The following is a 14,565-nucleotide window of genomic DNA, read 5'->3' on the forward strand; positions in this document are numbered from 1 at the left end:
TCAACTGATACAAACTAAGGAGAAAGTCATGGGGTATTTAAATGGACAAACCGGTTATAGAAAAGGCTTATTAGAGACTCGTTCTGTTATTCGCAAAGAAAATTTTGTGTTACTTGAGGCTGATGGATTAGTCAAAAATAGTATTCCATATTATTCCAATTGTGATATTAGTATTCTTTCATCACCGGCACTCGGTGCTTCTTTTGCCGATTACATTGCCACGGTACATCCGCAGGGCGGAAATACTCAGTTGGGCGGTGAAGGTATTCAAGTGTTCGTTTATTGCATTAGCGGTAACTTAACCGTTAAAAACCAAGATATCGAAGCCGAATTAACCAGCGGCGGTTATATTTATTCCCCAAGCGATAAGGTATTAAGTTTCGTCAATAATTCCGCTCAAGATACCAAAATTTATATTCACCGCAGAAGATATATTCCGTTAGCAGGGTATGCCGCTACAACTGTAGTCGGTAATGTGAACGAAATTGCATATAACCAATATGAAGGCATGGAAACCTGTTTGATCAAAGATTTATTGCCGGCGGCAGCGGATTTCGGGTTTGATATGAATATGCATATTTTGTTATTCAAACCGGGTGCATCACACGGTTATATCGAGACCCACTTCCAAGAACACGGCATGTATTTCCTATCCGGCAAAGGGATGTACCGTTTAGATGATGAATGGCTTCCTGTTCAGGCCGGCGAGTATGTGTTTATGGATTCCTATTGTCCGCAAGCCTGTTATGCCGTAGGTGATGAAGATTTTGTCTATATTTATTCAAAAGAATGTAATCGTGATGTTCAACTATAATTTTAAGTAAGGTCTTTAATATGAAACTATCCAGAGATGAATTAAAAGGTTTAATGAAAAACAAACTGATGAAAGCCGGCTTAAATGATCAACACGCCGATATTACGGCAGAGATTCTTACTTGGTCAGATGAACGGGGTTATCATTCTCACGGTGCGGTTCGCATGGAATATTACTGTGAGCGTATTTTTAAAGGCGGTATTACTCACGATCCTAAATTCGAATGGAACGAAACCGGTCCGGCTTCCGCTATTTTTGAAGGGGATAACGGTTGCGGTTACGTAGCGGCAACTTTTGCTATGGAAAAAGCCATTGAAATGGCGAAAAAATCCGGTATTGCCATTGTGGGCGTGCGTAATATTTCACACAGCGGTGCCATCGGTTATTACACCGAAATGGCAGCGAAAGAAGGGTTGTTGTCTATTTCATTCTGCCAATCTGACCCAATGGCAGTGCCTTACGGCGGTTCCGAACCTTATTATGGCACGAATCCTATTTCTTTTGCCGCACCGGCTGATGATCGCAATGTGGTATTTGATATGGCAACCACCGTACAAGCGTGGGGTAAAATTTTAGATAAACGTTCACGCAATGAAAATATTCCTGATTCTTGGGCGGTAGATGAGGCGGGTAATCCGGTAACCGATCCGAATAAAGTAAATGCTTTAGTGCCGATTTCCGGTGCCAAAGGTTATGGTTTAATGATGATGGTGGATGTGTTCTCCGGTATTTTATTGGGCGTACCATTCGGCAAACACGTATCATCCATGTATCATGATTTATCAGAAGGTCGCCGTTTGGGTCATATGCACATTGTTATCGATCCGGCCAGATTCTGTGGTGCGGAAAAATTCAGAAGCGATATGGCTCAATCTTTGGATGAATTAAATGAAATGGCTCCGGCACCCGGGTTTGATAAAGTTTATTATCCGGGTGAACGTGCAGAAAAACGTAAAAACGATGCTTATGCCACAGGCGGTATTGAAATTGTCGATTCGGTCTATCAATACTTAATCAGTGATGATATTCATTTTAATCGCTATGATCATAAAAATAGATTCGCAGATTAATTTGCTTTAAATACAAAAATTTCTCCCGTGAATGAGAGAGCCCATTAAAAACTAGAGGACTATATGTTAAAAACAGTCGTAAAAAAAGGAAGCTATCACGATTCCGTGGTGTTAATGCTGCTTACCAATGCTATTTCCACTATTGAAGGCGTGAATAAAGTTTCCATTATGATGGCAACACCGGCCAATAAAGATATTTTCAAACAGAGCGGTTTAGATACGCCGGAGTTAATGGAAGCCGGTGCCAATGATATGGTTGTGGTGGCGGATGTCGAGCAAGACAGTGTGTTGGATGTGATTATGCAAAAAACCGAAGCGTTTTTATTGCAAAAAGCCAAAGCAAGCAGCATAAAATCCGGTGACGAAAGCGTTAAATCCTGGAATAAAGCCCTGGATAAATTACCGCAAGCCAATCTCGCATTGATTTCCATTCCGGGAGCCTATGCCGCATTAGAGGCGGATCGCGCATTAGATGAAGGGCTGCATGTGTTTATGTTCAGCGATAATGTTACTGTGGAAGATGAAAAACGTCTCAAACAAAAAGCGCATAGTAAAGGCTTATTGGTTATGGGACCGGATTGCGGTACGGGCATTATCAAAGGTGTTCCCTTGGCGTTTACCAACAGCGTAACACCGGGCAGTATCGGCATTATCGGTGCTTCAGGTACGGGTATTCAAGAGCTGACCACCATTATCGACCGTCTCGGCGAAGGCGTGGAAAATGCTATCGGTACCGGAGGACGGGATTTATACGAAGATATCGGCGGTATCACTATGTTGGATACCATTGAAGCAATGGAACAAAACGATAACGTGAAAGTGTTGATCGTAATTTCCAAACCGCCGGCAAAAGCCGTACGTGAGAAAATTTCTGCCCGTTTAAGCCGTTTCAGCAAACCTGTGATCACTTTATTTCTGGGTGAGAAACCGGAATATCACGAAGAAAACTTCTACCACGCTTACACCTTGGACGAAGCGGCACGTTTGGCTGTTTCTCTTGTTCGTGGAAAACAACCGGAAAATCAACCGCACTTTGCAGTGAATAATGCCGATTTTTATCCGCAATCAGCGAATAAAACCCTAAAAGCCTATTATTCCGGCGGTACACTGGCAGGCGAAGCGGCAATGTTGTTGAAAGACGGCTTGCATATTACCGCATCCGGTGCGAAAGCCGACGGCTTTATGTTTAAACAAGACGGTCATATTGTAATTGACTTGGGTGATGATGTTTACACGCAAGGCAAACCGCATCCGATGATCGATCCGGCAAAACGTATCGAATGTATGCGGGAGGCCGTTGATGATCCTTCTACCGGCGTGATTTTATTTGATGTGGTGTTAGGCTACGGTTCTCACGAAGATATGGCGGGAGCGTTAATTCCAACCATTAACGCATTGAAACAAAAAGCACAGCAAGCTGATCGAAAAGTCTTTTTCGTTGCCACTGTATGTGGAACACGCAACGATTATCAAGGTTATGATGCCGCCGTACAAAAATTAAAAGAGGCGGGTGTGATCGTTTGTGAAACCAATAAAATTGCCGTGAGAACGGCAATGCAGGCCATCGGTTTGGATTTTGAAGAAGCAGTCAAACCGATAAAAGCCAAAGTGGTGAGTGATGTAGCCATTAATGCACCATCAGAAAGCTTATTACGCTTATTATCGGAAAAACCGGCAATTATTAATATCGGTTTAAGCAGTTTTGCCGATGTGGCGAGAAAATTTGGTTGTGAAGCGGTGCAATATAATTGGACACCGCCGGCAGGAGGCAATATCCAACTTATCAAAACCTTGAATTTCTTAAGAAATTATGAAAGTTTAGACATTGATGCCAGCAACCGTAAAGTAATTGCCAAAGTGGTGGCAGCCGCTCCGATAATTCGTGATAACGTAAGAGCGAAAATGGTTATTCCGGCATTAAATGAAGGCAAAGTGATCTTGCACGCAGGTCCGCCGATTGAATATAAAGATATGCCGCATACCGTGCAAGGTTCTTGCGTAGGTGGCGTATTATTTGAAGAATGGGCAACGGATGAAGCATCGGCTCGTCAGTTGTTAGAATCAGGCGAGATTAAACTGATCCCATGTCACCACGTCGGTGCGGTAGGCCCAATGGGCGGCATTACCACTGCCAATATGCCGGTGTGGGTTGTAGAAAACGAAACCGATGGCAATTTTGCTTACTGTACTATGAATGAAGGTATCGGCAAAGTATTACGTTTCGGTGCCTATTCGGAAGAAGTAATCAATCGTTTACGTTGGATGCGTGATGTCCTTGGACCGACATTAGGTAAAGCCGTTCGTTCCATGGAAAACGGCTTAGCGATCAATCCGCTTGTAGCGAAAGCTATCGCCATGGGTGATGAATTTCATCAACGCAATATAGCCGCTTCCTTAGCCTTCTTTAAAGAAGTCGCACCGCGTATTACCGCAATGGATTTGAACGATCAGGATAAATACGATGTGATTAAATTCTTAGCGGATACGGATCAGTTCTTCTTAAACATTATGATGGCAACAGGTAAAGCCATTATGGACGGTGCCCGCACGCTGCAGGAAGGGACGATTGTGACCGCAATGTGTCGTAACGGCGTACACTTCGGTATCCGCATTGCCGGTATGGGCGATGAATGGTTTGTCGGGCCGGTAAATACACCGCAAGGTCTGTATTTTACCGGTTATGATGGCGAAGATGCCTGCCCGGATATCGGTGACTCGGCCATTACGGAAACTGTGGGTGTCGGCGGTATGGCGATGATTGCCGCACCGGCAGTAACCCGTTTCGTGGGTGCCGGCGGTTATGAAGATGCCTTGCGTACCAGTAACGATATGCAGGAAATCTGCATTGATCGCAACCCGAACTATATTATTCCGAACTGGAATTTCCAAGGTGCCTGTTTAGGTATTGATGCCCGTTTGGTGGTCGAAAAAGGCATTACACCGGTGATCAATACAGGGATTGCCCATAAAGTTGCCGGTTTCGGTCAAATTGGTGCGGGGACTGTACGTCCACCGATAAGTTGTTTTGAAAAAGCCATTTTGGCCTATGCAAAAAAACTTGGCTTTAACGAATAACGGCAATGGGAGTAATTATGACAAAAGAAACCATTGTAATTGCACTTGGCGGCAATGCCCTTGGTAATAATTTAACGGAACAACACGAGGCGGTTGCAAAAACCGCCAAAGTGATTGTGGATATTTTATTACAAGGTAAAAATATCGTGATTACACACGGTAACGGCCCGCAAGTAGGCATGATCCAAAAAGCCATGGACGACTATGCAAAAACTACCGGTGATGTAGTACCATTGCCGACCAGTGTGGCAATGAGTCAGGGTTATATCGGCATTGATTTACAAAATGCCATTAAATATGAATTGCTCAGCCGCAGTATCGACCAAAAAGTCAGCACCATTCTGTCACAAATCGAAGTAGATCCTAAAGATCAGGCATTCCGGAATCCGGATAAGCCTATCGGCAAATTTATGACGGAAGAAGAAGCGAAGCTGTTGCAGGCCAAAGGCATTGTCTGTATGGAAGATGCCGGACGCGGTTATCGTATTGTAGTGCCTTCGCCGAAACCGATGCGGATTCGTGAATTGGAAACCATTAAAACCTTATTGAATGCCGGTCATATCGTGATTACTTGCGGGGGCGGCGGCATTCCGGTGGTGAGCGACAAACAAGGTCGCTTGGTAGGGATTAATGCAGTGATTGACAAAGACAGTGCAAGCTGTGTATTGGCAGAAAAATTGGTGGCAGATTATTTGGTGATTCTCACTGCGGTGGAAAAAGTCGCCATTAATTACGGCAAACCGAATCAACAATGGCTTTCTCAACTGAGTACGCAAGAAGCAAGGCAATATATCGCTGAAGGGCAATTTGCTAAAGGGTCGATGCTGCCGAAAGTGGAAGCAGCATTAAAATTTGTTGAATCGGCACCGAACCGTAAGGCATTAATCACCTTATTGGATAAAGCCGCCGAAGGTATTGCGGGTAAAACCGGTACCGTGATTTATTCTTAGGATTCCATAAAATGGATATACCAGTTAATTTTTTCATGTGGATAATGGCATTATTGCCCATTTTGACACTCGTTATCCTGATGGTGAAATTTCAATGGGGGGCGACGGAAGCCGCTCCCGTCGGCTTATTAATCACCATTTTTACCGGGATATTTTTATATAAAGCCGATGTAAGCCTGATCGCCGCCGAATCCGCCAAAGGTATTTGGAATGCACTCGTAATCTTATTGATCGTGTGGACGGCGGTGTTAATGTATCAAGTGAGCGAAGCGGCAAAAGCCTTTTTGGTGATTCGCGAACGCATGAGCAAATTCTTTCCCAATGAATTATTACTTGTGATGACCATGGGCTGGATCTTCGAAAGTTTCTTACAGGGTATCACCGGTTTCGGTGTGCCGGTTGCCGTAGGTGCGCCATTATTAATCGGTATCGGGGTGCGACCGCTATGGGCGGTGATTTTGCCGTTGCTCGGTCAAGCCTGGGGAAATACTTTCGGCACGCTTGCCGCGGCTTGGGATGCGTTGGCGGTTTCAGCCGGTATTGAAACAGGTGGAAAAGATTATTTTCTGACCGCACTTTGGGCAGCCATTTTCTTATGGCTCTGGATTATAGTTACCGGCGTGGCAATGTCTTGGTTCTATGGTAAATGGAAAGCAGTGAAAAAAGGGTTTATCGCAACGTTAATTATTGCCACGATCCAAGGTGGTGGCGAGTTAGTGTTATCGCAGGTGAATACCACGATTTCCGCCTTTATTCCGGCCTGCTTGTCCATTCTTGCGATTATTTTTATCGGCAAAATGAGTATGTACAAAGCAGAGTGGCGAATTGAAGACAGCCCGATTATGGATCGCAGTAAAACTACTGAAAATCCTACCGCACTTCCGGATATGAGCCTGTTACAAGCCTTTGTACCTTATATCGTGTTATCCGTATTGACATTATTTGTGTTAATTATTAGTCCTGTGAATCAGTTTTTATCGCAATTCTCTATCGGTTTTGCTTTCCCCGAAACTTCAACGGGCTATGGTCATGTTAATCATGCCTATGAGTCTTATTCGCCGATAGCGATTTTCACCCACGCCAGTATGTTTTTGTTTATTTCATCCATTATCGGATTGATTTACTACAAAGCGAAAGGTTGGATCAAACAAGGCGAAAGCAAAAGCATTTTTGCCAAATCCATTGCCATGACAATGCCTTCGGGTATTGCCGTAGTGGGCTTGGTGATTATGTCTAAAATTATGGGCGGTACGGGGCAAACGGTGGTCTTGGCAAATGGTATGGCAGCAGTATTAGGTAAAAGTTATATCGTACTCTCGCCATTTATCGGTATGTTGGGTACATTTATGACCGGTAGTAATATGAGCTCGAATATTTTATTCGGTGATTTTCAAATGACCACATCGAAATTACTCGGTGCGAATTTCGCTGCAATTCTCGGCGCACAAACAGCCGGTGGGGCGATTGGTAGTGCCATTAGTCCGAGTAAAATTATTTTAGGCACAACAACTGCGAATATTTTGGGCAAAGAAGGCGATGTGCTGAAAACCATTATTTGGATTACTCTGCTGCCAACCCTATTGATTGGCGTAGTTGCTTATTTGGCTTCACTTTAAGGAATGATTATGGAAAATACATCATTTTTTCACACCAAAGCCGGCAAATTGACGCTGATTTTTATTCTGATCATGATTGCGTTTATTATCATCATGCTCAGTTTGTCGTCAGGCAATAAAATGTTAAGTTATTGCGGTTTTATTATTATGGTTGTCGCAATTATGTATCCGCCGGTGGATACTTACATTCTCAAACGCAATAAAAAATAGAGGTTTTGATCAATGGATAAAATGACTCAACGCATTGAAGCGAACTTGGAATATCTCAAACGTTTCACTGCTACTCCGGGCGAAGGTTGTACCCGTCTGCCGTTTTCTGCCGAAGCAAAAAGTGCGGTCGCTTATTTAAAAGAAATTATGTTGGAAGCCGGTCTTCAAGTGAAAGAAGACGAAGCGGGCAATATTTTCGGCACATTGGAAGGCAGCGAACCGCATTTACCCTGTGTGATGTCCGGTTCGCACTATGATTCTGTCGTACACGGCGGTGATTATGACGGCATTGCTGGTGTGATCGTGGCATTGGAAACTGCCCGTTTATTAAAACAATCCGGCAAAAAATTCAAACGTAATTTTGTGGTCGCCGGCTTTAATGATGAAGAAGGTATGCGTTTCGGTACGGGTTATTTCGGCTCCGGGGCAATGCTCGGCTTACGGGATCCCGCTTATTGCAAACAATTCAAAGATGCAAACGGCATTTCTATTTATGAGGCAATGCTATCTTACGGTTTGGATCCGGAAAAAGTAGCGAACGCCACTTGGCCTCAAGGGGCGATCAATTGCTTTATCGAAACTCATATTGAACAAGGTCCGGTATTGGATACTTTTGGTATTGATATTGGCTTGGTGACAGGCATTGTGGGCATTCAACGCTATATCTTCACCGTACACGGACGGGCCGATCACTCTGGCACAACGCCGATGGATATGCGTATCGATGCAGTGGACGCGGCAAGTAAAGTGATTGCCAAAATTGCCGATTGGGCGCGAGAAAAACAAGACGGCACGGTTGCTACCGTGGGTTATATGAAAGTTTTGCCGGGCGGTATCAATATTGTGGCAGAAAAAGTGGAATTCAGTGTGGATATTCGTTCTATGAATGTGGTGCACATTGATGACATAGCCCAAAAAATTGAAGCGGCATTAGATTATGAAGTAAAACAAAATCACGGCAGTTTTGAAAAAGCCACCAAATTGATTATTCAACCCGTGGCATTATCCGACAAAATGCTGGATATTTTAGAAGGCTCTTGCAAAGCACATCAATTCAGCTATAAACGCTTACCGAGCGGAGCGGGTCACGATTCATTGGAAATCGGACAAAAAATTCCGACCGTGATGATCTTCGTGCCAAGTAAAGACGGTCGCAGCCATACGCCGGTGGAATATACACCGTATCATTATTTCGGCAAAGCGGCACAATTAGCCGTAGAATTAGCGGAAAAAATGTTAAACGAGTAATTAAAAACTTGTGGGAAAATGACCGCACTTTTATACTAAAATCCGGCATGGGAAACTTGCCGGATTTTCTACATTCTCTTTATCGGATAAAGATGTGGAATTGCAAGGTAAAATGTATCCTTATCCTTTTATTTACAGTGCAGATGAACAACGGATATTGAGCTTTTTCTATCAACGGGAAAAGCTGTTGTTTGCCGTGACCCGAATCAATTATGCCAATGATTACCGTAACACGAAAAATCAACTGTATTTTGAAATTGTTGCCACACCGACAGAAAATAATCCCTATTATTTAGTCCGCACTTACACCGATGGTAAAGAAAAATCGCCGGACGGCGAGCTAAAATTCAGCATTACATCGGATGGTAAGCAGGTTTACCGGGAAGGTTATGCTCAGTTGATTCCTTTTGATGATTGGCTGAATGATAGTATCCGACAAGCCATAGAATATCAAAAAGAACATCCCGATATGCCGAACAAGTTTAATCCGGCGAATTTTGGATTAAACGTTCCGTAAAAAAATCTAAAAAACATACCGCTCTTTTAAGGTAAAGATAGATCTATCATAACGATAAAATATAATAAAAGGAAACCACAATGTCCAAACCAATTAACGATCTCGACACATTAATTCGCTCAATGGAACCCGTGTTAAATTAGCGGTGGGATTAGGGACAGGATTGACCCTTGCAGCAAAGAGTATAGTTAATGAACAAATCACTACTTAATTTAATTATTGGCTTCGCATTAAGCCAAACCACAAACGCACTGGATGCGGATTTTGCTTAGCAATGTACATCATTGAAAGAGGCAAAAATTTATAATACTTTGCTCAACAAAGCAGCAAGTTTTAAGTGTAACTAAATGAAATTACAACAAAAAACTTTCCAAAATCTGACCGCACTTGAGTTGTATAAAATCCTGCAACTGCGAAGCGCGGTGTTTGTAGTGGAACAAAACTGCGTTTATCAGGATATTGATAATAAAGATTTGTCCGCCACGCACCTATGGTTGCAGCACGATGACAACATTGCCGCTTATGTACGCTTATTGCCTGCGGGCGTAAGTTATAAAAATGCCGCAATCGGGCGAGTGATCGTTGCGGAAAAATACCGCAGACAAGGTCTGGCAGAACGCATAATGCAAGAAGCCATTGCCGTTATCGAACAGCAATGGCAACAGGATTGTATTCAGCTGCAGGCTCAAACTTATTTGCAAAAATTTTATACCGAGCTGGGTTTCCTACCTGCATCCGAACCATATTTGGAAGACGGCATACCGCATATTGATATGATGTATCGCAGAAAACCGCAATAAAAGTAATGTTGACTAATAAATATATCATCGGTCAGCATTACTCCCATATAATTGTTGTGTGAATATTTGTTGTAAATGATCGAATTCTTTCAGTAACTTCTCTAATTTTTTATCGCCAAATTTTTTACTAACCTGCAACTCCGCTTTAGTTAACGTATCAATAAGTGGTTGAGTAAACTGTTCACCTTGTACACTCAATCGAATGAATTTGCTACGTTTATCTTTTTCATCTGTGACAAACAATAAAAATTCTTTCCTATTTAATTGCTTACACACCGAAGTAACCGTTTGTTTTGGCAAACTCCATTTATCGCCAATTTCCGTTGCGGAACATTGTCCGTTTCGTCCGATGTAATATAAAAATCTTAGCTCATTTAATGTCAAATTATACTGCTTTGCCCATTGAGCGTAGAGCTGTGATAACTGGGCGGACAACTCTGATAATTTATCGAAATGGTTCATAATTATTCCTATATCGTATTATTTTTGTCTAGTATGACATAGGATTAATCTTAGAAAAAGCAATTTATATTTTTAAGGCATTTTACTATTGACTTAATCCTATATAGGACTAAAATATAGTCCTATATAGGATTATATATTATGTGCGAATTTGTTTTACTCTCAGGAGAAATATTTATGAAAACAATCAATAATAGTGAACTTAGCTTAGGAAAATACAGCTGGATTCAAATAATTAAGTGGCTTTTAATGGCGTTGGTTATTTACGCATTATGCAGTATCTTTATTTCCAATCCATTTTCCATTTTTGTAGATAGATTTACTCCTGTAGATTATTCAAGAGTCATGTATTTTCACGGATTAACTGTAAGTTTAGCGGGTATTACATGTTTGATGATCAGTCAGGTTTTTGATATAGAAAACAAATTCAAGAAATTTATTTTCTATTGTACGGTCATGACAATTTTTTTCGGCATTACTGGCGGAGCGATTAATCGTTCGATGGAAGAAACTAAATTACTACTTTGGTATCAAACCCTGTCTTTCTTTGTATTGGATGCAATTCTGATTATGCTATTTATTGGGTTTTGTTACAGCAAGAATACTCAGCTTAGACAATCACCTACTTATTATTTAGTGCTTGCTTCATCGGGTTCTGCAATGATGGCGGCGTTAATCGGTGATCTAATGGGGATTATTTTGGATTTTGGTGATGTGTTGGGTATATTCAGCTGGTATGCGAATAAAATTGGCTATAGCCTATCGGAATGGAATGATAATTTGCTCCGCTCTCACTCGGATATGATTGTTGTAGCTATTATAGGTTTTATTTTATCCATTGTTAGTTGGAAATATGGTCGTTATTTATCCGTTAAAACCGCTGTGATTAAAATAACTGGTGAATGGATGGCAACTATCGGATTGGCTCTAATGACACTTGTGTTGCTGGTTTCTGGATTTTGCGGTGTGAATTGGCAGATTCCCCACATTTTTACCGAAAAAGGCTTTTTTGCACCACGTGGACAAAGCGTTGCAGGTATTGATTTAGTGGATTTTATCATCGGTACATTATTCCTATTCGGCGGTTTGTTGTTGATTGCTGCCATTTTATTTGGTAAACAAAAAAACGGTAATCCATTAAACCGCACTGCAAAATATACTCTATATGGCGTTTTACTGACTTGGAGCAGTATTATTATTACCGTGGCAGGCATGGGATTTTTGCAGGAATATCACGCAGAGTTATATAACTCTGCCAAAGATGTGTCATTAGCAGACTATGGTTTTGCGTTCCGTATGTTGCACCTTGATGTCAGTTTAATCTTATTCCCGGCAATTATGAGTGTTATGCTATGGGTGCAACATCTGTTAAAAGATAAACAAAATCAACGTATTCAATGGATCTTACGCATTGGTGTGATTTTGTGTACTCTAGGTTCACTCGTGTATATGACGATTAATCCTACTGCATTCGGTCCCGGATATTGGATTGTGTCCATAGGTTTTGTTTTTGTAGTGGCTGCAATGATCTATTTTTTCGTATTCGGTAGCCATAAAGAAATCGAAAAATTCGGACATTAAGCATACAATAAACACGGTTACTAATCATAATGAGATAAAATGATGAATATTCGTCAACTGACTTTGACTGATTTACCCGCATTACAACAAATCAGTCGCCAGACATTTTTTGATACCTTTAAAGATGCCAATACTGAATCGAATATGCAGCAGTATTTGGATAAAACTTATGCCACCGCACAATTAATGCAAGAATTGAGCGATCCAAATATGGCTTTTTATTTTGCTGAAATTGGGGATCAGCCTGTAGGTTATTTGAAATTAAACTTTGCGACGGCACAAACGGAATTGCAAGATGAAAGTGCGGTAGAAATTGAACGAATTTATGTGCTACATAATTATCACGGCAAAGGTATTGGACAACAGTTATATGAATTTGCCGTACAAACCGCTAATCGGAAAAACGCAGATTATCTTTGGCTCGGTGTGTGGGAGAATAATCATAACGCCTTACGCTTTTATGAAAAAAATGGTTTTGTACCATTTGATAAACATATTTTTAAACTAGGAAATGATGAACAGACTGATATTATGATGAAATTAAAGTTGGAGAAATAAAATGTATACCCCCAAAATTTTTCAACAAACCGACCACACTTTATTAAGTCAATTTATGCGGGAAAATCCCTTTGCAACGGTGATCGCAAGCACGGAAAACGGCTTGGAAGCGACGCATATTCCGTTGGTGTGGGTGGATAACGGTTCACTCTGGGGATGTCTGCAAGGGCATTTTGCCCGTGCCAACCGTATTTGGAAAAAAGCCTTGCCGGAGCAGGATTGGCTGGTGATTTTCCAGGGTGCGGATCATTATATTTCCGCCAGTTATTACCCCACCAAGCAAATCGATCACAAAGACGTACCAACTTGGAACTATCAAGCAGTGCATTGTAAAGGGCGGTTGAAATTGGTGGAAAATCTAGAAGAAATGAAAGCTATGCTGGCAACGCTCACGGCACAGAGCGAACACTATCAACCCCGCCCGTGGCAGCTTTCTGATGCATCGGCAGACTATATCAACAATGAATGCCGCGGCATAATCTGCTTTGAAATTCGGATCGATCATATTGAAGGCAAATTCAAACTTAGCCAAAACCAACCGCCACAAAATCGACAGGGCGTTGTCAATGGACTGCAAACAGAAGGCACATCGGAAGCGGTGAAAATGGCGGAGTTGATTCGGGAATTTGGTTAATGCCAAAAGAAAATATGGTTTCATTTAAAGAAAATACTTTGTTGATTATTAGGTTACTTGGTTAATTTATTTTTTCGTTAATAAAAATTAATCACAAAATCCGCTTTCCCATTTATTAATTTTCCGCTACAATCCTATCCATTAGTCGGGGTGCTGTTTTTAGAAAAAATAGAAAAGCAGCTGAGATAATACCCGTGAACCTGAAACAGTTAGCACTGACGTAGGAAACTAGATTATGCACATAAAACACCTTTCTTTTATTTATTTCTTAAAAACTTCTCTAAAAAACACCGCACTTTTAGGTTAATCAAATGAACATTGTTGATATTCATCAGCTTACGTTGGTTTTTGATGAGCAACCATTGTTTTCCCATTTGAATTTTCATCTGAAACAAGGGGAATGGACAGTGTTGCTCGGGCGTTCCGGCGTGGGTAAATCTACCCTTTTGCGTACTATTGCCGGCTTAGAACAGCAGGCCGTTTCCCACGGTAATATTCACATCCAAGCCGAGCACAAAATTGCTTGGCTGGCACAGCAGGACAGCCTTTATCCGTGGCTTTCTATTGTGGATAACGTGCAGTTGGAACAGCATTTAACCAATACCAAAACTACCGCCAGCAAAGCACAGGCTATCAGTCTATTGCAACGCGTAGGCCTAGGCGAACATCTGCATAAAGCCTGTTATCAGCTTTCCGGCGGGCAGCGGCAGCGAGTGGCATTGGCTCGAACCCTAATGCAACAAGCGGATATTATTTTAATGGACGAACCTTTTTCCGCACTTGATGCGGTCACCCGCTTGCAGTTGCAAAATCTGTCCTGCGAATTATTGCAGGGCAAAACCGTAATGTTGGTGACGCACGATCCGCAAGAAGCTATTCGCTTGGGCAATCGTTTGTATATTTTGGAAAATCAACCTGTTACGGTGCGGGAAGTAGCACATTTACCGGAAACCTGCCCCCATCAATTGGAACAGCATCAGTTGTGGCAACTGCAAAATCAACTGGTGCAGCAATTATTAGAGGATTAAGA

The 14,565-nt window shown here is 41.9% G+C and carries 14 protein-coding genes and 1 riboswitch; of the genes, 13 read left to right on the plus strand and 1 reads right to left on the minus strand.

The window, feature by feature from the left end; genetic code table 11:
* Positions 1–28: 28 nt before the first annotated feature.
* From allE to EDC44_RS03570, 9 genes are all read left to right on the plus strand, one after another.
* Positions 29–814 carry a (S)-ureidoglycine aminohydrolase gene (gene allE, locus EDC44_RS03530; RefSeq protein ID WP_131975454.1) on the plus strand — a complete coding sequence of 262 codons (786 nt, stop codon included), beginning with the start codon at positions 29–31 and terminating at the stop codon, positions 812–814.
* A 20-nt stretch (positions 815–834) separates the two neighbouring features.
* Positions 835–1,884 carry an ureidoglycolate dehydrogenase gene (gene allD / locus EDC44_RS03535; protein WP_131975456.1) on the plus strand — a complete coding sequence of 350 codons (1,050 nt, stop codon included), beginning with the start codon at positions 835–837 and terminating at the stop codon, positions 1,882–1,884.
* A 63-nt stretch (positions 1,885–1,947) separates the two neighbouring features.
* Positions 1,948–4,959 carry a bifunctional FdrA/YlbE family protein gene (locus tag EDC44_RS03540; protein WP_131975458.1) on the plus strand — a complete coding sequence of 1,004 codons (3,012 nt, stop codon included), beginning with the start codon at positions 1,948–1,950 and terminating at the stop codon, positions 4,957–4,959.
* 17 nt (positions 4,960–4,976) lie between these two features.
* Positions 4,977–5,909 (plus strand): carbamate kinase, encoded by a 933-nt coding sequence (arcC, locus tag EDC44_RS03545; RefSeq protein ID WP_131975460.1) that lies wholly within the window; start codon positions 4,977–4,979, stop codon positions 5,907–5,909.
* Positions 5,910–5,920: 11 nt separating this feature from the next.
* Positions 5,921–7,525 carry an L-lactate permease gene (locus tag EDC44_RS03550; protein WP_131975462.1) on the plus strand — a complete coding sequence of 535 codons (1,605 nt, stop codon included), beginning with the start codon at positions 5,921–5,923 and terminating at the stop codon, positions 7,523–7,525.
* Between the two features lie 9 nt (positions 7,526–7,534).
* A complete protein-coding gene (locus tag EDC44_RS03555) occupies positions 7,535–7,735 on the plus strand; it encodes a hypothetical protein (RefSeq protein ID WP_243647895.1) in 201 nt (66 codons plus the stop codon).
* A gap of 12 nt (positions 7,736–7,747) precedes the next feature.
* Complete coding sequence (locus EDC44_RS03560; protein WP_131975466.1) at positions 7,748–8,983, plus strand: M20 family metallo-hydrolase; 1,236 nt, start codon at positions 7,748–7,750, stop codon at positions 8,981–8,983.
* Between the two features lie 94 nt (positions 8,984–9,077).
* Complete coding sequence (locus EDC44_RS03565) at positions 9,078–9,500, plus strand: hypothetical protein (protein WP_131975468.1); 423 nt, start codon at positions 9,078–9,080, stop codon at positions 9,498–9,500.
* 347 nt (positions 9,501–9,847) lie between these two features.
* Positions 9,848–10,300, plus strand: a complete 453-nt coding sequence (locus tag EDC44_RS03570) for a GNAT family N-acetyltransferase (RefSeq protein WP_131975470.1) — start codon at positions 9,848–9,850, stop codon at positions 10,298–10,300.
* 24 nt (positions 10,301–10,324) lie between these two features.
* Here EDC44_RS03570 and EDC44_RS03575 read toward each other — a convergent pair whose 3' ends face one another.
* The gene (locus EDC44_RS03575; RefSeq protein ID WP_131975472.1) at positions 10,325–10,762 is read right to left on the minus strand and encodes a MarR family winged helix-turn-helix transcriptional regulator; all 438 of its coding nucleotides are present in this window, start codon (positions 10,760–10,762) and stop codon (positions 10,325–10,327) included.
* Between the two features lie 177 nt (positions 10,763–10,939).
* Here EDC44_RS03575 and EDC44_RS03580 point away from each other — a divergent pair, with 177 nt between their 5' ends.
* The 4 genes from EDC44_RS03580 to EDC44_RS03595 all read left to right on the plus strand — a co-directional run bounded on the left by EDC44_RS03580 (position 10,940) and on the right by EDC44_RS03595 (position 14,563).
* Entirely contained in the window at positions 10,940–12,343 is a 1,404-nt protein-coding gene (locus EDC44_RS03580) for a hypothetical protein (protein ID WP_131975474.1), read from the plus strand.
* Positions 12,344–12,382: 39 nt separating this feature from the next.
* Positions 12,383–12,901, plus strand: a complete 519-nt coding sequence (locus tag EDC44_RS03585; RefSeq protein ID WP_131975476.1) for a GNAT family N-acetyltransferase — start codon at positions 12,383–12,385, stop codon at positions 12,899–12,901.
* 1 nt (position 12,902) lies between these two features.
* Entirely contained in the window at positions 12,903–13,535 is a 633-nt protein-coding gene (locus EDC44_RS03590) for an FMN-binding negative transcriptional regulator (RefSeq protein WP_131975478.1), read from the plus strand.
* A gap of 136 nt (positions 13,536–13,671) precedes the next feature.
* Positions 13,672–13,779: riboswitch (TPP riboswitch) on the plus strand.
* 67 nt (positions 13,780–13,846) lie between these two features.
* A complete protein-coding gene (locus EDC44_RS03595; protein ID WP_131975480.1) occupies positions 13,847–14,563 on the plus strand; it encodes an ABC transporter ATP-binding protein in 717 nt (238 codons plus the stop codon).
* Positions 14,564–14,565: the final 2 nt, after the last annotated feature.

This window comes from Cricetibacter osteomyelitidis (assembly GCF_004340985.1).
In the GTDB taxonomy this organism is placed as follows: Bacteria; Pseudomonadota; Gammaproteobacteria; order Enterobacterales; family Pasteurellaceae; genus Cricetibacter; species Cricetibacter osteomyelitidis.

Excerpts from the sequence above, each read along its gene's own strand:
- allE (WP_131975454.1), top strand. The coding sequence starts at position 29 with ATGGGGTATTTAAATGGACAAACCGGTTATAGAAAAGGCTTATTAGAG.
- allD (WP_131975456.1), top strand. The coding sequence starts at position 835 with ATGAAACTATCCAGAGATGAATTAAAAGGTTTAATGAAAAACAAACTG.
- EDC44_RS03540 (WP_131975458.1), top strand. The coding sequence starts at position 1,948 with ATGTTAAAAACAGTCGTAAAAAAAGGAAGCTATCACGATTCCGTGGTG.
- arcC (WP_131975460.1), top strand. The coding sequence starts at position 4,977 with ATGACAAAAGAAACCATTGTAATTGCACTTGGCGGCAATGCCCTTGGT.
- EDC44_RS03550 (WP_131975462.1), top strand. The coding sequence starts at position 5,921 with ATGGATATACCAGTTAATTTTTTCATGTGGATAATGGCATTATTGCCC.
- EDC44_RS03555 (WP_243647895.1), top strand. The coding sequence starts at position 7,535 with ATGGAAAATACATCATTTTTTCACACCAAAGCCGGCAAATTGACGCTG.
- EDC44_RS03560 (WP_131975466.1), top strand. The coding sequence starts at position 7,748 with ATGGATAAAATGACTCAACGCATTGAAGCGAACTTGGAATATCTCAAA.
- EDC44_RS03570 (WP_131975470.1), top strand. The coding sequence starts at position 9,848 with ATGAAATTACAACAAAAAACTTTCCAAAATCTGACCGCACTTGAGTTG.
- EDC44_RS03575 (WP_131975472.1), bottom strand. The coding sequence starts at position 10,762 with ATGAACCATTTCGATAAATTATCAGAGTTGTCCGCCCAGTTATCACAG.
- EDC44_RS03580 (WP_131975474.1), top strand. The coding sequence starts at position 10,940 with ATGAAAACAATCAATAATAGTGAACTTAGCTTAGGAAAATACAGCTGG.
- EDC44_RS03585 (WP_131975476.1), top strand. The coding sequence starts at position 12,383 with ATGATGAATATTCGTCAACTGACTTTGACTGATTTACCCGCATTACAA.
- EDC44_RS03590 (WP_131975478.1), top strand. The coding sequence starts at position 12,903 with ATGTATACCCCCAAAATTTTTCAACAAACCGACCACACTTTATTAAGT.
- EDC44_RS03595 (WP_131975480.1), top strand. The coding sequence starts at position 13,847 with ATGAACATTGTTGATATTCATCAGCTTACGTTGGTTTTTGATGAGCAA.